Here is a 20,902-nt window from a genome sequence, read left to right on the forward strand (position 1 = left end):
TGCGCACCTTCCCTCCCGCATCCGCCTGTAGGCCATCGGCCCCAGGCGGAGCCTCTTTTTTTGACACAAGGATGTTCATGCCGCCCTCCAAGCGCAACACTGCCAGCCCCCATCGGACCACGGATGGCGCCAAAGACAAGAAGACCCAGCTGGAAGGCTTCACCGCGGGCAACGCCCCGGTGCTGACGACCAACCAGGGCCTGCAGATTCCGGACAACCACAACTCGCTGAAAGCCGGGGTGCGCGGCCCGACCCTGCTGGAGGACTTCATACTCCGCGAAAAAATCACCCACTTCGACCACGAACGCATTCCGGAGCGCGCGGTGCATGCCCGGGGCGCGGGCGCGCACGGCTATTTCAAGCCCTACAAGTCCATGGTGCAGTACACCAGCGCCGGTTTTTTGCAGGACCCGGATGTGGAAACACCGGTCTTCGTGCGCTTTTCCACCGTGGCAGGCTCCCGGGGTTCGGCCGACACGGTGCGCGACGTGCGCGGCTTCGCGGTGAAGTTCTACACCGCCGAAGGCAATTACGACCTGGTGGGCAACAACATCCCGGTCTTCTTCATACAGGACGCGATCAAGTTCCCGGACCTGGTCCATGCGGTCAAGCCGGAACCGCACAACGAAATGCCGCAGGCGGCCAGCGCCCACGACACCTTCTGGGACTTCGCCTCGCTGATGCCCGAGTCCACCCACATGCTGATGTGGGCCATGTCGGACCGCGCCCTGCCGCGCAGCTTTCGCATGATGGAGGGCTTCGGGGTGCACGCCTTTCGTTTCATAAATGCCCGGGGCGGCGCCTTTTTTGTGAAGTTCCACTGGAAGCCCAAGCTGGGCGTGCACGGCCTGGCCTGGGACGAGGCGCAGAAGATCGCCGGCAAGGACCCCGACTTCCACAGGCGCGACCTGTGGGAGGCGATTGAAAGCGGCAACTTCCCGGAGTGGGAGCTGGGCGTGCAGATCGTCGACGAAGGCAAGGAGGCCGAACTGGGCTTTGACATCCTCGACCCGACCAAGCTGATTCCCGAGGCGCAGGTGCCGGTGCAGCCCATAGGCAAGATGGTGCTGAACCGCAACCCGGACAATTTTTTCGCTGAAACCGAGCAGGTGGCCTTCCACCCGGGCCACCTGGTGCCGGGCATAGACTTTTCCAACGACCCGCTGCTGCAGGGCCGGCTTTTCTCGTACACCGACACCCAGCTGTCGCGCCTGGGCGGCGCCAACTTCCATGAAATCCCGATCAACCGCGCGGTCTGCCCCATGCACAACTTCCAGCGCGACGGCATGCACCGCCAGGCCATTGCCAAGGGCCGGGTCGCCTACGAGCCCAACACGCTGGGCAGCGGCACCGAGTTCAGGGTGGACGGCGGCGCGCAAGGCTTCCAGTCTTACCCCGAACAGCTGGAGCCACCGAAACTGCGGCGCCGCAGCCCGTCGTTTGACGACCATTTTTCCCAGGCCGAGCTGTTCTGGAACAGCCAGAGCCTTCCGGAGAAAGACCATATCGTGGCAGCCTTTCGTTTTGAGCTTTCCAAGGTGGAAGTGCCCGAGATCCGCCAGCGCATGGTGGACAACCTGGCCCATGTGGACCTGAAGCTGGCCACGCGCGTGGCCGCGCCCCTGGGCATCAAACCGCCCGACCCCAAGGCCGCGGCCGGCCGGCTGGGTTTTCGCGAACACCGCATCACCAGCAAGGTGGAGGAAGACCCGGCCCTGCGCATGGTGGGGCGACCGGGCGGCAGCGCCAAGACGCGCAAGGTGGCCATCCTGGTGGCCGACGGCGTGGAAGCCGCGGCGCTCAAACGCCTGCAGCAGGACCTGCTGGACGCCGGCGCCCAGTGCAAGCTGGTGGCGCCGCACCTGGGCACCGTGAGCACCTCATCGGGCCGGCAGCTGGCGGTGGACCACACTTTCACCAACATGCCCTCGGTGATGTTCGACGCGGTGCTGATACCCGGCGGCAGCGAGAGCGCCGCCACGCTGGGCGCCATGGGCGAAGCGGTGCACTTTGTGCTGGAGGCCTACAAGCACTGCAAGACGATTTGCGCGGTGAACGACGGCGCGCAGCTGCTGTCCACCCTGGGTTTCAGCCTGGGCAAAGACCCGGAAGCCGTCAGCGAGCCCACGCCGGGCGTCATCATTGCCGATGCGCGCAAGGTCACGGACGGCCAGGTGTCGCAGGATTTGCTGGCGGCGATCGCGCAGCACCGCCACTGGGACCGGCTCAACGTGGACGCGATCCCGGCCTGAGCCTCAGGGCCTTCAGGGCGTCAGCGTGAGCTGGTGCGCGAAGGCCGGTGGGTTCATCCGCAGGGGCCGGTATTGCACGGCGGCCCAGCTATCGCGCATGTCGCGGTAGCGGCCCGAAAACACCAGGCCGCTCTGCCCGGTCTGGTAGATAAAAAGGGACTTCTCGGGGTCGCCCATGTCGTAGACCGCGCGCAGGGACGCGGCCTGCCGGTTGGCAAAAGGCGTGGCATCGCCCGTGGCCCAGTACTGGCCCACGTTGACCGTGAACGGGTCGCCGCCCGTGGGCACGCGCACGTCAAACCAGGGCGCGAGCCAGGCGACGTTGCCGAAGGGCTTGTGCGCCGACAAGGCCGGATGCGCCCTGCCCCAGGTCCAGCCGCCCACGTCGGCGCCGTAAGCCGCCTGCAGGCGGTCCAGCGCCCGGGCCAGCGCCGCCTCGGACTGCGCCTGGCAACCGGCCGCGCCGCACCAGTTGCCGTCCTGGCGCTCCAGGATGTCTTCCAGTGCGCTCCTGAAATGGCGCTTGCCGTAAAGCGGCCTGAAGGTCGCCTCGCCCAGCTTGCCACCCAGGATGCCGCGCGTGAGCTCGTCGGCCCAGGCGGCAAACACCAGCGGCGCGGCCTGGTCGGCGCGCATGGTGCCGTCAAAACCGGCCAGGGCTTTGCGCGCGGCTTCGGCCAGCGGATGCTTCACCGGCTGCGCCAGCGTTTTTTGCAGGAAAGGCAGCAGCTTGAGCGTCGCGGGCGACAGCAGGTCGGCCTGGATTTTTTGCATGGAGGCCACATCGTGCTTTGGCGCGGCCGCCAGCAGCTGCTCGATGCGGTCGTAGCGGTAAGGCACGGTCCAGTCCTGGCCCATGAAGAAGGGATAAGCCGGCGGCGTGATGCGCTGGTTGGCCGTGGCCCACCAGCCTTTGGCCTCGATGGCGGCGCGGCCGGCCTCGGGCGTTTGCGCGTACGGCAGCCAGCCGGCCCAGTCGTAGCGGGCGTCCCATCCCGGCGACGGCGCGATGCCGCGAATGTCGTTGTCGGGCCTGCGCAGCGGCACCTTGCCGGCGGCCTTGAAGGCCAGGCCGCCCGCGACATCCGCCGCCACGACGTTTTGCATGGGCGAGTGGTGCGTCGCGAAGGCGTCCACCAGTTCCTGCACGGACTGGGCGCGGTTGATGCGCAGGCCCGCGAGCACCGTCTGGTTGTCGGCGTCCAGCGCGCTCCAGCGCAGCGCGATGACGTATTTGCGGGTGTCCAGCAGCTCGGCGTGCGATTTCTGCACGTCGCTGAGCACCGGGCCGTGGCGGGTTTCACGCACGTCCAGCAGCACATCGGGCTGGCCCTTGACCTTGATGGTTTCGCGGCGGGTCTGGAAGTCGGCCCAGGCGGTGCCTGCGGCGGCCGGGATGCGGTATTGCCCGGGGTTGGCGGGATTGATCTGCTCGAGGTACAGGTCCTGCACGTCGGGCGCGGTGTTGGTGAATCCCCAGGCCATTTTTTGGGTGCGGCCCAGGACCACAAAAGGCAGGCCGGGCAAGGTCGCGCCTATGACGTCCAGCCCGGGGCCTCCATCACCACCTCCGCCGGCGGGCGCCTGCAGGCGCGCGAAGTACCAGATGGCCGGCGCCGACAGGCCCAGGTGCGGGTCGTTGGCCAGCAGGGGTTTGCCGCTGGTGCTGTGCGCGCCCGCCACCACCCAGTTGTTGGAGCCCTTGCCGTCGACCTCGCCCAGCGCCCCGGCCCAGTGGTTGATGCCTTGCGCCATGGCGACCGCGCCGGCGTCCGGGCCGCGGGAGACCTTTTGGGTGGCGGGAAGCTCGGCCCGGTACACGCCGAGCTCGGCGTAGAGCTTGCTGAAGTCCACTTTCGACGCCGGCTGCTCACCCGGATAAGGCGGGAACAACTGCCAGAGTTCGGGGGTCTTGAGCACCCGGGCGGCCGACAGGCGCGCGAATTCGGTGCCCCAGTTGCCGCCCAGGTCCAGCGCCATCATCAGCGACCAGGCCAGGCTGTCGGTGGGCGACCAGGCCGTGCCGGAACTGCCGCCGGGCTTGACGCCCAGGATGTGGAACTCGGGGGACAAGGTCTGCGGCGAGCCGGCGTAAAAGGCATTGATGCCCTCGCTGTAGGCCTGCATGGCCTCGCGTCCCTCGGCGGGCAGGCCCTGCCACTGGCGTTCGGCGGCGCGCACCACGCCCAGCGTGCGCAGCAGCTTGTCGGTGTCCAGCGTGGCCGGCCCGAACACTTCGGAGAGCTCGCCGTGCATCGCGCGCCGGTTGAACTCCAGCTGCCAGCCGCGTTCCTGGGCGTGCACATAGCCAAGGGCGAACCAGGCGTCGCGCGGTGATTGGGCCTTGATGTGGGTGACGTCGGACGGGTCGCGCGCCAGGGTCACGCGATCCCGAAGGCCGGCGGCCCGCAGCTCACCGTCCAGCGCGGGGCTGGCCCGGTACACATAAATGCCCAAGGCCGCCGCGGCAAGCAGCAGCAAGGCGGCCAGGGCGGCAAAAATCCGTTTGAACCAGACCAAGATCGTGTTCCCTGTAAGTTCGCCGGAGGGAGGTCACCCGGCGGCAGCGCCACGGCGCGTGGCGGGCCTCGACATCCTGCACCCGGCAGGATGGCCCCGGCCTATTTTTTCTGCAAGTGCATTTTGCCGTCGGCAAACTTGAAACTGACGGTGGGCACGGTGAAATCTTCAAAGGGGGCGCCCAGCGCGATCTCGCCTTCGAGCAGCAGCACGCACTCCTGCCGGCGCAACGCGATCACCGCTGCGTTGTCGGAAAAGCGCACCCAGGTGCCGTAGCTGCTGACGTCTTCGAGGAAAAACTTGCCGGCGCGGTATTCAATCCGGGCGTGCCGGCGGGACACGCGCGGGTCCTGCACCACAAAATGCGCATCCTGGTCGCGGCCCAGGAAGATGGGCAGCTCGGTCGAGGCGAAGGCGGTGTTGATGTCCAGCCAGCACAGCTCGATCAGCGCCAGGGCGGCGGCCGGCGGCGTCGCCGGCGGCACCGTGAGGCTGGCGGGCACCGTGAAGGACTCCGACATGACCTCGGACTGCCATTCGATGCGGTGCACCAGGCAGGCCTCGCTGCGGCCGCGGATTTCCAGCGCGCCCAGGCTGCGCGAGCGCACGAGTGTGTCGGAGGGTAAGTGCCGGATGACGGCGTCGGTGGCCAGGATCTGGTCGGGGCCCGAGAGGTCGCTCAGGCGCGAGGCCAGGTTGACGGCGTCGCCGAAGCAGTCGCCGTCCTGCTCGACGATTTCACCGCGCGCCACGCCCACTTGCAGGCGCATCTTGAGCTGCTCGGGCCAGTTGCGGATGCGCTCGCGGTGGACCCGCTGCAGTTCGGTCACCGCGTCGACGGCGTCCGCATTGTCGGGAAACACCACCAGCACGCCGTCGCCGAGGTATTTCACGACGTGGCCGCGGTAGGCATGGCAGACCTTGCCTATCCACTGGGTCAGTCGCGTGATGGCCTGTGTGGCCTTGGCATTGCCCAGTGATTCAAAAACCCCGGTGCTTCCTGTGAGATCGGCAAAAACGACGGTAACTTCTGCCATAAATCGATGTAACTGCTTGTAGTTTTGACGCCATTAAAACATAAGTAGCACATAGAACTTATGACAAAGGCATCCCGGCGCGTTGCCCTGGCCACCTGCCCGGCCGGGCGGAGCCGGGGCCGGGGCGCAAAAACTCAGCTCGCGCTGGGCTTGAGCTGCATGGCCTTGAATTCCAGGAATTCCTCAAAGCCGTAGATGCCGTTTTCTCGGCCGTTTCCTGACTGTTTGTAACCGCCGAAGGGCGCTTGGCCGTTGAAAGGCCCGCCGTTGATGTCGACCTGCCCGGTGCGCAGGCGGCGCGCGACTTTCATGGCGTGCTCGTCGGTGCCGCTCCAGACGGCGCCGCCCAGGCCGTAAATGGTGCTGTTGGCGATCGCCACGGCCTCTTCCTCGTCCTTGTAGGGAATGACCACCAGCACCGGGCCGAAGATTTCCTCCTGGGCCAGTGTGTCGGTGGCCTTGATGCCCAGAATGGTGGGCTGGACAAAATAGCCCTTGTCGAAAGCGGGCGCCTCGGCGCCGCCGGCGATCACGTCCGCGCCCTCCTCGATGCCGGTGCGGATGAATCCCAGCACGCGGTCGCGCTGGCCGGCGCTGACCAGGGGGCCCAGCTTGCTGCCCTCTTCCAGGCTGGGGCCTATGCTGAACTTGGCGATGGCGGCCTGGGCCAGGGCCTTGACCTCTTCGTAGCGCCCGGCCGGCACCAGCAGGCGGGTGTGGGCTGAGCAGGTCTGCCCGCTGTTGAGCATGCAGGCCGAAACCGTGCCTTTGACGGCGGCCTCGAAATTGGCGTCGTCGAGCACCACGCTGGCCGACTTGCCGCCCAGCTCCAGCGCCACGCGCTTGATGGTCTGGCTGGCCAGCTCACCGACGCGCTTGCCGGCGCGGGTGGAGCCGGTAAAGCTCACCATATCGACTTCCGGGTGGGTGGCCAGCACCTCGCCCACCACCGGGCCCATGCCGTTGACCAGGTTGAACACGCCGGGCGGCAGGCCCGCCTCGTGAATGATCTCGGCCAGGATCATGGCGTTGACCGGCGCGATCTCGCTGGGCTTGAGCACCACGGTGCAGCCGGCCACCATGGCCGGGGCGATCTTCAGCGTGATCTGGCTCAGCGGGAAATTCCAGGGCGTGATGCAGCCGACCACGCCGATCGCCTCGCGCACCACCAGCGAGTTGCCGACGGTCTTTTCCCATTCAAACTGGCGCGCCACTTTGGCGAAATTGCCCCAGTGCCAGGCCGGGCCGCCCACCTGGACGGCACGGGCCATCTTCAGGGGCATGCCGACTTCGCGGGCAATCGCCACGGCCAGGTCCTCGGTGCGGGCCTTGACGCCGGCCGCCACCTTGTCGAGGTAGGCCGCGCGCGTCTCGACCGGCAGGGCCGCCCAGCCCTCAAAGGCCGCGCGGGCCGCCAGCACGGCGGCTTCGGCCTCTGCCGCGGTGCCGGCGGGCACCGTCGCCATCAGCGCCTCGGTGCTGGAATCATGGACGGGCAGGGTTTCGGGAGACTGGGCCTTGACCCATTGGCCATTGATGTAATGCGCGGGATATACGGTCATTTGTGTGCTCATGGCGGTCCGGAAAAGGCTTGAAGAAGGCCAGGGGAAGGCCCAAAAAATGGTGAATAATGCCGAAAAAAAGGGTGAGTGACTTTCGACTCACAGGGAAAATCCCTCTGTAGGCCTAAAGATTTAAACAGTGTTCAAAACCAGAATCAACTTGACATCTGGTTACTAACTCCTTGATTCATTTGTTGTTTTGCGTTAACCATTTCACACAAAACACCTTGCATATCCTTAGATGTCGTCTTAATCTAACAGAAGACGCCGTTCCGCGGGGACGCGGACAAATATCCCACGGATGTTCCGGTAGAAAGTTGTGAAACACATGCGCTGGTTAAAACCGAATCTGAAAAGCAGCTTCATGGCTTTGCTGGGCTCTGGCGAGGTCACACCTTCCATACTGGAAGACCGCACCGAGGACATCCGCCAGTTCATTCTCGACGAACTCGGCGAATTCGGCGAAAAACACTATCCCAAGATTACCCGCCGCGTGCGCTACGCCCAGGACGTGCAAAGCCTGTGGTACACCCGCGGCGACGTGATGGCGGTGCTGGCGGCCATGCACGGTGAGACCATCGCCCGTGAAAAAGTCAGCCGCATCAGCGACAAATTCAAGGGCATGCTGCCGCGCGGACTGAGTTCGCGGTCCAGCCCGCTCACCACCTGAACCCCTTTTTCTTGCTTTTCCTTCGTTAGTTCTTTTTCAGTTTCTCCAGTTTCTTCCTGGCCTCCAAGGCAACTTTTTAAACCAGCTTCTAGCTGGTTTATTTTTGTCCGCTCGCAGCCGGCGCCCCGCGCGCCGGCCTGCCCGCTCAGTGCAGATGGCCCCAGAGCACAAAGGCGTCGCGCCCCTCCACCGCCAGGGTGGTTTTCAGGCCCACCGGCAGCACCACCTTGGTCGGCACATGGCCGAAAGGCAGTCCCGTCAGCACGCGCGCCTTGACCTTGCTTTGCAGCCAGGCAATCACCGTCGCCAGCTTGAAGCCCTTGTCGTGCGGCACCAGCGCGTAATTCGTGAACTGCCCGAAGACGATGGCTTTTTGCTGGCCCAGCACGCCGGCATGCAGCAGCTGGGTCAGCATGCGTTCCACGCGGTAGGGATGCTCGGCGACGTCTTCGATGAACAGGATGCCGCCCTTGACCGTGGGCAGGTAGGGCGTGCCCACCAGCGAGGACAGCATGGCCAGGTTGCCGCCCCAGAGCACCGCATCCTTGATCATGAAATCGGCGGCCGGTTTGGCATCGGCCGCGGGTTTGGGCAATTGCCAGCCCGTGCCCTCGCCCTGCCCCGTGATCAGGTCGTCGAAACAGGCTTCGGTAATTTCGTCCGGCGCCTGGGCGCCGAAATCCTCGCCCAGCGCCGGACCGGCCCAGGTCACCGCGCCGGTCTTGGCCATCACCGCCATCTGGAAGGCCGTGAAGTCGCTCAGGCCTACGAAGCGGGTGCCGCCCGCGATGGCCTTGGCGACGGCCTTGTAGGGAATGCCCGGCAGGATGCGCGACAGGCCGTAGCCGCCGCGTGAGATCAGGGCCACGTCGGCGCCGCTGGCGGCCGCGCGGTGGATGGCCGCCAGCCGGGTGTCGTCGTCGCCGGCGAAACGCTGGTGGCGCGCGAGCGCGTCGGTGTCGACCTCGACTTCATGGCCCAGGGCGGTGAGGCGCTGCACGCCGCGCCTGAAAGCGGCTTTGTCGCGCACGGCGCTGGAGGGGGAGTAGATGTAGATATGTTTTTTCACGGCTGCAAGTATCCCACTGCTGGCGCGGCTTTCCGCGCCGGCACGGCAGCAGGTATAAACAGGGCCACCATGATGCTGTATGTGCTGGACCTGCTGGGCGTTGCCGTCTTCGCCGTGAGCGGCGCGCTGGCGGCCGGGCGATTGCAGCTCGACCTGCTGGGCGTGCTGGTGCTGGCGGCGCTGACCGCCATAGGCGGCGGCACCCTGCGCGACCTGCTGATGAACCGCCACCCGGTGTTCTGGATGGCCAGGCCGGCCTACCTGCTGGTGATTGCCGCGGCAGCCCTGGGCACCATGCTGTATGTGCGGCTGCTGCCGATTCCGTCGCAGGCCTTGCTGGTGGCCGACGCACTGGGGCTGGCGCTGTTCGCGCTGTCGGGCGCGCAGCTGGCCGAAGCCGCGCGGCTGTCACCCATCATCGTGGTGGTGATGGGCACCATGACCGGCGTGGCAGGCGGCCTGATGCGCGACATCTGCAGCAACCAGGTGCCGCTGCTGCTGCGCCAGGACATCTATGCCAGCGCCGCGATCGCCGGCATCACGCTTTACCTGCTGCTCAAGGCGCTGGGGCTCAAGCCCTCATGGGCCTTCGGCGCGGGCCTGGTCGCCGTGGCGGCGCTGCGCATCTGCGCCATCTTCATGGGCTGGCATTTGCCGGTCTTCAGACTGCCGGGCTGAAAAACGCCAAGGCCTGGCGCGCGACCGGCTCGCCGTGTTCCTGCACAAAATGCCCGGCTTGCTGGAGCACTACCGGTTCGCCGCAACCGCGGATCAGGGCCCGCAGGCCATGCATGACGGGCGGGCCCAGCACCGGGTCCTGCGCGCCCACCACCATCAAGCTGCGGCCCGTCCAGTCGTTTTGCCAGAAGCCGCGCGCCTGCCGTGAAATGGCGGCGCCGTCGGCTTCCGGGCTGTCCGGCACCATGGGCGGGAAGGCGCGCAAGGCCGCACGGTGGCCTTTGTCCGGAAAGGGCGCGCTGTAGGCCGCACACTCGGCAGCGCTCATCTGCGGGTTGCCGCGGGCGAAAAGCCGTGCCACGTCGAACTCCGGATTTTTCGCGCACATCTCGCGCCAGGCCACAAAACCCGCGGGCAGCGGCGCATCGCCGGTACCCAGCGTGGTGTTCATGACCAGCAAACCCTGGTAGCGCTGCGGTGCCGCCATGGGCAGCGTCAGGCCCAGCAGGCCGCCCCAGTCCTGCACCACCAGCACCACGTTTTGCAGGTCCAGGCTTTCGACCAGCTCCAGCAGTATCTGGCGATGGGTGCTGAAGCTGTGGAAGCTGTCTTTCTTGGGCTTGTCGCTTTTGCCGAAGCCGACCAGGTCGGGCGCGACCACACGATGCCCGGCCTCCAGCAGTACCGGGATCATCTTGCGGTACAGATAACTCCAGGCCGGGTTGCCGTGCAGGCACAGCCAGGTCAGGCCGCCCTCGCCTGCTTCACCTTCGTCGAGGTAGTGCATGCGCAGCCCGCCCAACGCGGGCAGCTCGCTGACGTAACGCGGCGGCCACGGGTAGTCCGGCAGGCCGTTAAAAGCCGCGTCGGGCGTGCGCAGCGCGTCCTCGCGCAGCGGGTGTGCCAGCCGGGCCTCTTCGCGCTTGTCGGCGCGCCGCTGGCGGAAGAAGGCCTGCAGCAGGTCGCCGCACGCCTGCGCCAGCACGCCGCCCTGCAAGGTGGTCTGGTGGTTCAAGCGCGGCTGCTCAAACAGGTTGAGCACCGAGCCGGCCGCGCCGGTTTTGGGATCCGCCGCGCCGAACACCACGCGCTGGAGCCGCGCGTGCAGCATGGCGCCGCTGCACATGGCACAGGGTTCCAGCGTGACAAAGAGTTCGCAGTCCTCGAGCCGGTAATTGCCCAGCGCCTGCGCCGCGGCGCGCAAGGCCACGATTTCGGCGTGGGCTGTAGGGTCGTGGCCGTCCACCGGCGCATTGCGGCCGGTCGCTATGACCTCGCCGCGCCGCACCACCACCGCGCCCACCGGCACTTCGCCCGCGGCGGCAGCCTGGCGCGCCTGGGCAAGCGCCTGTTGCATGAAAATCTCGTCGCTCATGGAAATGGCAGCGGCTGCCGCCGGCCTTATTTCTCTTCCGGCATGGGGCGCGCCTGCTGCAGGGCGCCCTCCACGGCCTGCTTGACCTGCTGCTGCGCTTGCTGGCTTTGCACCTGCGGCGGGGCGTCGGCGGAAACGGCGGGCATGCCGGCGGTCGCAGGCACAGCCACCGGGGTGCTCAATTGTTTTTTGACCAGCAAACCGATGATGGCCAACGTGACCAGCAGTCCCACGATGCTGAAAATACCGCGCATATCAAACCTCCTTGGGGGTGTCATTGCCGGCGGCCATGCCCAGCCGGTCCATCCAGCCGGCCAGGGCGCGCTCGTTTTCATTGCCGCCGGCGTAAATCGTCTTCATCGCGGCATGGGCCTCGCGCCTGTGCTGGTTGATCTTGAGCTTGCACTGCAGCTCGGTCACCAGCAGCTCAAAGCCCACGATGCCGGCCAGCATCTTGTGGGCGAACTCCTCGCCCTGGTCACGCCACTGCTGGGCATAAGGCGGCTCGTGGTCGCCTATGAGTTTTTTGAGCAGGCGGTCCTTGGCCAGCGGGTCTTCAACCAGTGTGGCTTGCACGGTGCAGTGCACGGCCAGGTAGTTCCAGGTCGGCACCCGCGCCAGGTCGGGGTAGACCTTGGGCGACAGGTAGGCATGCGGCCCGAGGAATGTCGCGACGGCCTGGGGCCTTGCCTGCAGGTAGCGCCAGTGCGGGTTGGGTTTGGCCACATGGCCCAGCAAGACCATCTGTTCGCCCCGCATTTCAAGGTGCAGCGGCAAGTGCGTCACATAGGGCAGGCCCGCGTCGTCGACGCTGATCAGGCTGGCGAAGGGGTGATCATGGATCAGCGCCGCGGCCTGGGCGCTGTCACCTTTGAATTGGGGCGGCAGGTACATGGGCTGAAGCATAGGCCAAAACGGCGGGGATTTCCCAGGCCCGCCGGCACGGCCGGCACAGTCGGCCCAAAAGGCTCAGGGCCGCAAGGGCCAGCGCGCCAAGTGAACATGGCGGGTCTGCCCGAGCAAACTATGGACCAGCACGAGTTCACCGACCGTCCAGGCCACAGGCGGCACTGGCGTAGCGCCCAGCAGGCTGTCGTCGTACAGCAAGGTTACATGCGGCGTATAGCCGGGCTTGGCCCACTGCCCCAGCTTGGCCTTCCTGAGCGCCATGCCCAAGGTCTGGTGGAAAGCCATCAGAGCCGATAGGCCCTCACCGCCGCGCAGCACCAGCGGACGGTTGCGCGGCATGCTGGCAAAGCTTTCCGCGCGGTCAAAGCTGACGACGAAGGGCTGCGTGGCAGTCGCTTCGGCAGCGGCCGCGCCGGCCTGCCTGACGATATCTGGCGGCAAACCGGCATAGTCGCCCAGGTGGTTCAGGGTGATGTGAAAGCGCGCGGCCTCCAGAGGCCGGCCGTGCAAGCCATGGTCGACGCGAATCCGGGCGGCAAGCTCCGCGATTTCCAGCGCTATTGCAGGCGGAGGAAACAGCGCCAGGAACAGGCGGTCGGTCGGTTTGGCCTCTTCAAAGCCTGGAAATGAGGATTGTGCGGACATGAATTGGGGTTCTACTGGTCAAGGGTTACCAAGGTGCAGCACTTTGCATGGCTGTTCGCATTGAATTTTCTCAAGGCTGAACCGTTCAGGGGAAACTTCATACATTTGAAGCAGAGCTTGCCCAATTGGCGAGAAACTGGGCAACCTTATCTTCAATGCGGCTCTCCACCGTCCTCAAGCGAAGTAAAGGAATATTGATCTTCCGCAAGATGCTGTTTTTCAACATATCCCGCTCCGCCTGTTCCGGCTTGTCATGGGAGCCGCCATCGACTTCGATCACACCCAGCGGCGTTTTCCCCACCTTGAAATAGAGCACAAAATCACAACTGGCGCGGTTTCTCATGAACGCCTGCTCTCGCGCTGTCAAGGCTGTGTTGGCCGAGGAGGCGACCTGATTTAACGCGACCTGGGAGTGGAACGTCAGCGCCCGGTAGGACGCACGAGACATCGCATCCCTCAGCACCTGCGCCACGACCTGCTCGGACTTGAACCGTGAATCTTCGGGCCTCAACCTGGCGTTGAGCCGCTCCAGGGATTGGTCGTACTCCCGGTACAGCAGATCAAAGGCCGAAACCACGGGAGCGCGCAGAACCTGTTTTCCATCCGCGTAATACTCGACATAGCGCACCAATGCGGCGACGGGTCCATTGTTCGCCGCAAAGACCTCGTCGCCCGTCACCAGGGTGAATTTGCTCTTGGCCCTCGACACCGCCACATTGACCATGCGTGCGTCATCCACAAAATCCAGCCGGGCCTGGTTTTCCCGTTTCTTATCCAGCACGGTGGAAAAGACGATTTCATCGCACTCCCGGCCCTGAAACTTGTGCACGGTGTCTTTCACAAAATCCGCCGGCAAGTGTGAATCAGAAAGAACGACTTGTGCCCTGAAGGGAGCGATAAAGCCTCTGCCGTCTCTACCCAACTCTGCGGGCTCTCCCTCGTCTTCGAGCATCTTGAGCAACGAGTCCAGCTCCCGAAGATTCATGTTTTTCCGGGTATGGTTTCCCTTGGCGGTGACGAGCAGACTTAAGGGTTCTCCGCCACCATCCTGTCTCATCGGAATCAGTTCATTCTCATAGAATTGCTGGTTGCAGAACTGAATGATCCTGGGGTGGCATCGGTAGTGCTCTTTCAGCAAGGTCCGGGGCAGTGTCTGCTTGAAAACACCGATGCTCGAATCGAGCAGACTGTATTTCTCGCAATCGTATTCATCAACAGGCGCCGTCATGTCCAGCTTCACGGGAATGTGCGCCAACTGCCTGCGATCGCCGACGATGACCAGATTCTTCGCGCAACCCAGCGCCAATATTCCCGGGACAATGTCTTGCTGGGAGGCCTCGTCGATGATGACGTAGTCGAGCATGGCCCCTACCTCCATCGAGTTGACGATGGAGTGCGTGCTGCTGCCTATGATCGGAAAACGCTTTAAAAACGCATCAAAGTCTCGCCGGTAAGTCTGCGCATCGAAGGTTTGCGAATCCCGGATATTTTCCTGAAGATGGCGTTTCAGATACCTCATCGAATCCGCCGTCAATTTTTCCAGCAATGCCGTGAAATTTCCACGCGCCAAGGACTCACGGCATGCGACCAGGGCCGCGCCCTTCTCTCGCCGCACCTTGTCGTAATAGTGCATCTGCAAGGCATAAAAGACGGACTGGCGCCTTTGCGCATTACCGAAAGGTTTGGTTCGGAATATCCTGAAGTTAAACAGCAGTTCAACCCTGTCCTTGAGCCTGATGCGCTGTTCCGCGAGATGGGAGAGATAGGCCATCAAATCCGCTGTTTTTCGCGGGGATAAGCTGTATTTTTCCAAAGGCACAGGGCTCCGCACTCCATTTTCCTGCTGCCACTGCAGAAGATAGCGCCGTTCTATGTCCAGCTCATCGATCTCGGCTTTGAGTTGAGCCTCGGTGTTGTGGGCTTGCAGATGCTGCTTCAACTGCGCCAAAGTCGCCTGAAGATCCTCCATTGCGGGAGCAGCCTCGGGCTCACCTGGCGGTACGGCGGGAATGCTGGCGAAGAAGTCCTTTTGGTTGTCTTTGCTCCCAAGCCGGGCAACCAAGTAATCCAAGCCGGATTTTTCTAGTTTTTCATAGACATTTTTCACTGCGGCATTGTTGTTGGACAGCACCGCGACCGTTTTGCCGCGCAAAAGGACATTGGCGATGATGTTCAAGATTGTCTGCGTCTTGCCTGTCCCGGGAGGCCCCTCGATCAGGCTGATCTGCGCGTTGAAAGCCTGTTCAACCGCAGTGAGCTGGCTTTCGTTGACACCAAAGGGATAGATCAGTGGCTCCGACTGTTTTTGCCTGCCATTGATCCCCGCGCAGTAGGCTTGCAAGGCAGTGCCGACACAGTCAGGCAACTTTTCCAGTTGACGCACGACATTGGCCGCGATCTGTTCTTGATCCGTCGACGTCCCGCGGTCCACCCGGGCCTTTGCCACGGAAAGGAAGTAGCGGAATATCGGCTCATCCTTCATCCCCGTCTGCGAAACGAATTCAATACCATCCAGCTTATGGATGTAGGTCTTGGGATTTCCTGGGTACCGGATGGCGGCATATTTCTCGCCATAGATCACCGCCTGTTCGATGGTCTTGACGAGCGAACTGCCTTTCTTTACAAAAAACTTCTCACCCGGCTCCCGGGTGGGATCGATCTTGCAATCACTGAGCGGGCGGGTAAAGGATTTATTGGACGGGAAATGGCAAGTCAATGCCAATGACTGGTGCGTGTCGCTCCATTGAATCGTCCAGTCTCTGATCTGCCGAGTCCTGTCTTCGCCACAGACATGGATAGAGACCATGGACATTCTCTACACGCTCATTCCCATTCAATCGTCGCCGGCGGCTTGCTGCTCACGTCGTAAGTCACGCGGTTGATGCCGCGCACCTCGTTGATGATGCGACCCGAGACCTTTTTGAGCAGCGCATAGGGCAGCTCGGCCCAGTCGGCGGTCATGAAGTCGCTGGTCTGCACCGCGCGCAGGGCCACGACGTAGTCGTAGGTGCGGCCGTCGCCCATCACGCCCACGCTTTTGACAGGCAGGAACACGGTGAAGGCCTGGCTGGTGAGTTCGTACCAGGTCTTGCCGCTGGCCGCATCCTTGAAGTTGCGCAGTTCCTCGATGAAGATCGCATCGGCGCGGCGCAGCAGGTCGGCGTATTCCTTTTTGACTTCGCCCAGGATGCGCACGCCCAGGCCGGGGCCCGGGAAGGGGTGGCGGTAGACCATGTCGTGCGGCAGGCCCAGCGCCACGCCGAGTTCGCGGACTTCGTCCTTGAACAGCTCGCGCAGCGGCTCCAGGAGCTTCAGGCCCAACTGCTCGGGCAGGCCGCCCACGTTGTGGTGGCTTTTGATGGTGACAGCTTTTTTGCTCTTGGCGCCGCCGGACTCGATGACGTCGGGGTAAATCGTGCCCTGGGCCAGCCATTTGGCGCCTTTGTGGCCGCCGTCGCCGGCCTTGAGCCTGGCGGCCTCGGCCTTGAACACCTCGACGAACTCGCGGCCTATGATCTTGCGCTTGGCCTCGGGCTCGCTGACGCCGGCCAGGTGGCCGAGGAACTGCGCGCTTGCGTCGACGCGAACCACCTTGGCGTGCAGCTTGCCGACAAACATGTCCATCACCATGTCGCCCTCGTTCAGGCGCAGCAGGCCGTGGTCGACAAAAACACAGGTCAGCTGGTCGCCGATGGCGCGGTGGATCAGGGCCGCGGCCACCGAGGAATCGACGCCGCCCGAGAGACCCAGGATGACTTCTTCGTCACCGACCTGCTGGCGGATCTTCTCGACGGCTTCGCTGATGTAGTCGCCCATGACCCAGTCCTGGCGCGTGCCGCAGATATCGAGCACAAAGCGCTTGAGGATGGCGTTTCCCTGCTTGGTGTGCGTGACCTCGGGGTGGAACTGCACCGCATAGAAGCGGCGCTCCTCGTCGGCCATGCCGGCGATGGGGCAGGAATCGGTGGACGCCATGAGCTTGAAGCCGGGCGGCATTTCGGTGACCTTGTCGCCATGGCTCATCCAGACATCGAGCATGCCCTGGCCTTCGGGCGTGGTGTAGTCGGCGATGTCCTTGAGCAGCGCCGTGTGGCCGCGGGCGCGCACGTCGGCGGAGCCGAATTCGCGCTTGTGCCCGCCTTCGACCTTGCCGCCCAGCTGGTGCGCCATGGCCTGCATGCCGTAGCAGATGCCCAGCACCGGCAAGCCCAGCTCAAAAACGGATTGCGGCGCCTTGTCGGTGGTTTCTTCGTAGATGCTGGCGTGGCTGCCGGAGAGGATCACGCCCTTGAGCGTGCCGTCCTTGGCGTACTCGCGGACCCAGTCATCGCTGACGTCGCAGGGATGGACTTCGCAAAACACATGGGCGTCGCGCACGCGGCGCGCGATCAGCTGGGTGACCTGGGAGCCGAAATCGAGGATGAGGATTTTCTGGTGTTGCATGAGGGGCTTCTTCAAGGCAAAAAAAGAAAGGGCGTCTTTCAAGACGCCCTGGCCGGCTGGGTCAAACTCAATCGGCGCGGTAGTTTGGCGCTTCTTTCGTGATCTGCACGTCGTGGACATGGCTTTCGCGAATGCCCGCCGAGGTGATTTCGACGAACTCGGCCTTGTCGCGCATGTCCTCGATGGTGGCGCAGCCGCAGTAACCCATGCTGGCCCGCAGGCCGCCGGCCATCTGGAACACGATGGCGACCATGGAACCCTTGTAAGGCACCCGGCCTTCGATGCCTTCGGGCACCAGCTTGTCGGCATTCGGGTTGCCGGTGCTCGATTCCTGGAAGTAGCGATCGGCGCTGCCCTGCTGCATGGCGCCTATGCTGCCCATGCCGCGGTAGCTCTTGTAGCTGCGGCCCTGGAACAGGATGACCTCGCCCGGGGCTTCCTCGGTGCCGGCGAACATGCCGCCCATCATGACGGTGTTGGCGCCGGCCGCGATGGCCTTGGCGATGTCGCCGCTGTAGCGGATGCCGCCGTCGCCGATCAGCGGAACGCCGGTGCCTCGCAGCGCGGTGGCGACGTTGTCGATGGCCATGATCTGCGGCACGCCGACACCCGCGACGATGCGGGTGGTGCAGATGCTGCCGGGGCCTATGCCGACCTTGACGCCGTCGGCGCCGGCTTCGACCAGCGCGAGCGCGGCCGCGCCGGTGGCGATGTTGCCGCCTATGACGTCGACCTGGGGATAGTTTTGCTTGACCCAGCGCACCCGGTCGAGCACGCCTTTGCTGTGGCCGTGGGCGGTATCGACCACGATGGCGTCGACACCGGCCTTGACCAGGGCTTCAACGCGCTCTTCGGTGCCCTCGCCCACCCCGACGGCGGCGCCCACGCGCAACTGGCCGTGGGAATCACGCGCGGCGTTCGGGAAGGTGGTCTGCTTGGTGATGTCCTTGACGGTGATCAGGCCCTTGAGCTCGAAGTTGTCGTTGACCAGCAGCACGCGCTCCAGGCGGTGCTTGTTGAGCAACGCCTTGGCGTCGGACAGCGAGGCGGTTTCGGAGATGGTGATCAGGCGCTCGCGCGGCGTCATGATGGTGCTGACCGGCACGTCCATGCGCGATTCGAAGCGCATGTCGCGTCCCGTCACGATGCCGACCACCCGGCCGCCGTCGATGACGGGGAAGCCGGAAATGCCGAGCTGCTCGCTGAGCGCCATGACCTGGCGCACGGTGTGGGTGGGGGTGATGACGACCGGGTCGCGCAGGACGCCGCTTTCGTAGCGCTTGACCTTGGCGACTTCAGCGGCCTGCTGCTGGGCCGTGAGGTTCTTGTGGACGATGCCTATGCCGCCTTCCTGGGCGATGGCGATGGCCAGCCGGGCTTCGGTGACCGTGTCCATTGCCGCCGACACGAGCGGCAGGTTCAGGCGGATGTTTCGGGAGAATTGGGTGGAAAGTGAAGTGTCCTTGGGCAGGACCTGGGAGAACGCTGGCACCAACAATACGTCGTCGAAGGTGAGCGCTTTGCCGAGTAGGCGCATAGGGATGGCTCCAAAAACACGATTGTACCCTTGTCGCAAAAACCCGTCGGTACTAACCCTTGCCCTCCCGCCGCCGCCCCTGGCACCGGTATCGCCGCTGTTGCGCCCAGGTTGTAAAAAGGCCGCTTTGCCTGCTCTTTGCGCCCCGTTTGCGTCCGAACAGGCAAAAAACCGTGCCGCACAGCGCTACACTCGCGAAATGGACCTCAAACTCGTCTCAAGAACACTCATCCTGGCCGTCGCCGGCGGTGCATTTTCACTGACTGCCCTGGCGCAGTGGCAATGGATAGACAAGGACGGCCGCAAGGTCTACAGCGACCGCTCCCCGCCAGCCGATATCCCGCCAAAAAACATCCTGAAGATGCCGCGCGGAGCCAAAATGGTTGCGCAGCCCGCCACCAATGAGGACCCGGCAGCAGCGCCCGGAGCAGCGGCCTCCGCCCCGGCGGCCAAAAGCGATCCCAACGCACCCAAGCTGACCGGCAAGGACGCACAGCTCGAAGCCAAGAAAAAACAGGCGGAAGACGAAGCCGCCGCCAAAAAGCAGGCGCAAGATGAGCAGGTCTCCAAAGCCAAGGCGGAGAACTGCGAACGGGCGAAAAAGACGCTGGCCGGCCTGCAATCGGGCCAGCGGGTCCCCATCACCAATGCCAAGGGCGAGCGCGACTATATGGATGACAACGCCAGGGCCGCGGAAATCAAGCGTACCCAGGGTATTGTGAGCAGCGACTGCAAATAAGCAGGGTGTGCCGGCCGCGGGCCTGGCCCCTGCCCTTCACCTCAGTAACCGGCCTTGGCGCCGACCCGGGTTTTGGCAAACAGTCCGGCCCGCTTGGCGCCCTGGCGGTTGAACCTCTCCCGGCGCGCCACTTTGGGGTCCACGCGCAGGCCGCGGTAGATTTCCACCCTGTCCTGTTTGTGCAGCACATGTCCCGGCGTGGTTTTGCGGCCCCAGATGCCCAGCACCAGGCGGGCGGCCCGCAGTTCGGGAAACTCCTTGAATATCCCGCTGGCCGCCAGGGCCTGGGCGACCGTCGCGCCGGCTGCCAGCTCCAGCATCCACTCACGCACCTGCCGCGGCGCGGGGGAATAAACCAGGGTGATGGCCAGCGGAGCGCCGCCCTCAGGGCTCGCCATAGACGTCCGAGGCTCTTTTGACAAAAGCATCGACCAGGCTTCCCGCGATCTTGTCGAACACGGGACCGACCAGCGCCGCCAGCGCGGCATTGTCGAAGTCATAGCGCAGGCTGAACTCGACCTTGCAGGCCCTTTCGCCGCCCTTGCCCACCGGCGTGAAATCCCAGTGGCCGTCCAGTTTTGAAAACGGGCCGTCGACCAGCTTGAGGCTGACCTTGCGGTCTTTTTCGTGGGTGTTGCGCGTGGTGAAGCTTTGTGAAAGGCCGGCAATCGAAATGCCGACCTTGGCCGTCATGCCCTGCGCGTTTTCTTCCAGCACCGAGGCCTGGTCGCACCACGGCAAAAACTCGGGATAACGTGCGACGTCGGTGACCAGGGCGTACATCTCGGCGGCGCTGTACCAGATTAAAACGGACTTGTGAACGGTTTTCATACAATGGAAGGCTGGGCGCAATTGTATTGGCACTGTACTTTCCGGTTTTCGCCCCTATCTCTTATCCATGGCCACCAAAGAAGCATCCTCCTCCAAAAAAACGGCCGCAACGCCTTCCGTCAAGCTGTCCCCCAAGGCCGCTGCTGCGGCCGTGCGCATTGCCGACAACAAAAAAGCCCTCTTCAACTATCACATCGAGGAGCGCTTTGAAGCCGGCATGGTGCTCGAAGGCTGGGAAGTGAAGTCCCTGCGCGAAGGCAAGGTGCAGCTCACCGACGGCTATGTGGTGGTGCGCGGCGGCGAGCTGTTCATCATCGGCTGCCAGATCAACCCGCTGGGCACGGCCTCCACGCATGTGCGGCCCGATTCGGTGCGGACCAAAAAGCTGCTGATGCACAAGGAAGAAATCCGCAGGCTGGTCGGCAAGGTCGAGCAAAAAGGCTTCACCCTGGTGCCGCTGAACATGCACTGGAAGGCCGGCAAGGTCAAATGCGAGATCGGCCTGGCCAAGGGCAAGGGCGAACACGACAAGCGCGACACCATCAAGGACCGCGAAGGCAAGCGCGAGGTCGAACGCGCGATGAAGTCCCGCAACCGCTGACCGCGGCATTTTTTTCTCCGGCGATGGAATAAAC

The 20,902-nt window shown here is 64.1% G+C and carries 18 protein-coding genes; 5 read left to right on the forward strand and 13 right to left on the reverse strand.

The genetic code is table 11. From position 1 onward, the window contains the following. Positions 1–77: 77 nt before the first annotated feature. Complete coding sequence (locus tag AC1D09_RS10670) at positions 78–2,252, forward strand: catalase (protein ID WP_477701043.1); 2,175 nt, start codon at positions 78–80, stop codon at positions 2,250–2,252. A gap of 12 nt (positions 2,253–2,264) precedes the next feature. Here AC1D09_RS10670 and AC1D09_RS10675 read toward each other — a convergent pair whose 3' ends face one another. The 3 genes from AC1D09_RS10675 to AC1D09_RS10685 form a co-directional block, all read right to left on the reverse strand. After that, on the reverse strand, positions 2,265–4,772 hold the full coding sequence (locus tag AC1D09_RS10675; protein WP_477663078.1) for a penicillin acylase family protein: 2,508 nt from the start codon (positions 4,770–4,772) through the stop codon (positions 2,265–2,267). Positions 4,773–4,873: 101 nt separating this feature from the next. Beyond that, on the reverse strand, positions 4,874–5,809 hold the full coding sequence (locus AC1D09_RS10680; protein WP_477663077.1) for an FHA domain-containing protein: 936 nt from the start codon (positions 5,807–5,809) through the stop codon (positions 4,874–4,876). Positions 5,810–5,943: 134 nt separating this feature from the next. Continuing rightward, entirely contained in the window at positions 5,944–7,371 is a 1,428-nt protein-coding gene (locus tag AC1D09_RS10685) for an aldehyde dehydrogenase family protein (protein ID WP_477663076.1), read from the reverse strand. A gap of 328 nt (positions 7,372–7,699) precedes the next feature. Here AC1D09_RS10685 and AC1D09_RS10690 point away from each other — a divergent pair, with 328 nt between their 5' ends. Continuing rightward, positions 7,700–8,041 (forward strand): hypothetical protein, encoded by a 342-nt coding sequence (locus tag AC1D09_RS10690; protein WP_477701044.1) that lies wholly within the window; start codon positions 7,700–7,702, stop codon positions 8,039–8,041. 145 nt (positions 8,042–8,186) lie between these two features. Here the strand turns inward: AC1D09_RS10690 and AC1D09_RS10695 are convergent, their stop codons facing one another. After that, the gene (locus tag AC1D09_RS10695; protein ID WP_477663074.1) at positions 8,187–9,110 is read right to left on the reverse strand and encodes an LD-carboxypeptidase; all 924 of its coding nucleotides are present in this window, start codon (positions 9,108–9,110) and stop codon (positions 8,187–8,189) included. 69 nt (positions 9,111–9,179) lie between these two features. Here AC1D09_RS10695 and AC1D09_RS10700 point away from each other — a divergent pair, with 69 nt between their 5' ends. After that, positions 9,180–9,788: a trimeric intracellular cation channel family protein gene (locus AC1D09_RS10700; RefSeq protein ID WP_477663073.1), complete on the forward strand. Its 609-nt coding sequence runs from the start codon at positions 9,180–9,182 to the stop codon at positions 9,786–9,788. On the opposite strand, the gene tadA is transcribed toward AC1D09_RS10700, so the two are convergent. The 7 genes from tadA to guaB all read right to left on the reverse strand — a co-directional run bounded on the left by tadA (position 9,772) and on the right by guaB (position 18,697). After that, positions 9,772–11,163, reverse strand: coding sequence for a tRNA adenosine(34) deaminase TadA (gene tadA / locus AC1D09_RS10705; protein WP_477663072.1), 1,392 nt, complete (start codon positions 11,161–11,163; stop codon positions 9,772–9,774). The genes AC1D09_RS10700 and tadA overlap by 17 nt on opposite strands. 26 nt (positions 11,164–11,189) lie before the next feature. Continuing rightward, positions 11,190–11,417 (reverse strand): hypothetical protein, encoded by a 228-nt coding sequence (locus AC1D09_RS10710; protein WP_477663071.1) that lies wholly within the window; start codon positions 11,415–11,417, stop codon positions 11,190–11,192. 1 nt (position 11,418) lies between these two features. After that, positions 11,419–12,057: an FMN-binding negative transcriptional regulator gene (locus AC1D09_RS10715; protein WP_477663088.1), complete on the reverse strand. Its 639-nt coding sequence runs from the start codon at positions 12,055–12,057 to the stop codon at positions 11,419–11,421. A gap of 75 nt (positions 12,058–12,132) precedes the next feature. Further along, complete coding sequence (locus AC1D09_RS10720) at positions 12,133–12,717, reverse strand: 2'-5' RNA ligase family protein (protein WP_477663070.1); 585 nt, start codon at positions 12,715–12,717, stop codon at positions 12,133–12,135. A gap of 97 nt (positions 12,718–12,814) precedes the next feature. Then, entirely contained in the window at positions 12,815–15,523 is a 2,709-nt protein-coding gene (locus AC1D09_RS10725) for an AAA domain-containing protein (RefSeq protein WP_477701045.1), read from the reverse strand. Positions 15,524–15,540: 17 nt separating this feature from the next. Beyond that, complete coding sequence (gene guaA / locus AC1D09_RS10730) at positions 15,541–17,160, reverse strand: glutamine-hydrolyzing GMP synthase (protein WP_477663068.1); 1,620 nt, start codon at positions 17,158–17,160, stop codon at positions 15,541–15,543. Between the two features lie 67 nt (positions 17,161–17,227). Continuing rightward, positions 17,228–18,697: an IMP dehydrogenase gene (guaB, locus tag AC1D09_RS10735; protein ID WP_074574413.1), complete on the reverse strand. Its 1,470-nt coding sequence runs from the start codon at positions 18,695–18,697 to the stop codon at positions 17,228–17,230. A gap of 4 nt (positions 18,698–18,701) precedes the next feature. Between guaB and AC1D09_RS10740 the strand changes: the two genes are divergently transcribed. Further along, positions 18,702–19,436, forward strand: coding sequence for a DUF4124 domain-containing protein (locus AC1D09_RS10740; protein WP_477663067.1), 735 nt, complete (start codon positions 18,702–18,704; stop codon positions 19,434–19,436). 41 nt (positions 19,437–19,477) lie between these two features. Here the strand turns inward: AC1D09_RS10740 and AC1D09_RS10745 are convergent, their stop codons facing one another. Both AC1D09_RS10745 and AC1D09_RS10750 read right to left on the reverse strand, forming a co-directional pair. Continuing rightward, positions 19,478–19,834: an RnfH family protein gene (locus AC1D09_RS10745; protein ID WP_477663066.1), complete on the reverse strand. Its 357-nt coding sequence runs from the start codon at positions 19,832–19,834 to the stop codon at positions 19,478–19,480. After that, positions 19,821–20,267, reverse strand: coding sequence for a type II toxin-antitoxin system RatA family toxin (locus AC1D09_RS10750; protein ID WP_477663065.1), 447 nt, complete (start codon positions 20,265–20,267; stop codon positions 19,821–19,823). The genes AC1D09_RS10745 and AC1D09_RS10750 overlap by 14 nt, the downstream gene beginning before the upstream one ends. Positions 20,268–20,334: 67 nt before the next feature. On the opposite strand from AC1D09_RS10750, the gene smpB reads away from it, so the two are divergent. After that, complete coding sequence (gene smpB, locus AC1D09_RS10755; RefSeq protein WP_477663064.1) at positions 20,335–20,868, forward strand: SsrA-binding protein SmpB; 534 nt, start codon at positions 20,335–20,337, stop codon at positions 20,866–20,868. Positions 20,869–20,902 lie beyond the last annotated feature (34 nt).

The sequence above is a fragment of the Polaromonas sp. P1_A2 genome (assembly GCF_056406895.1).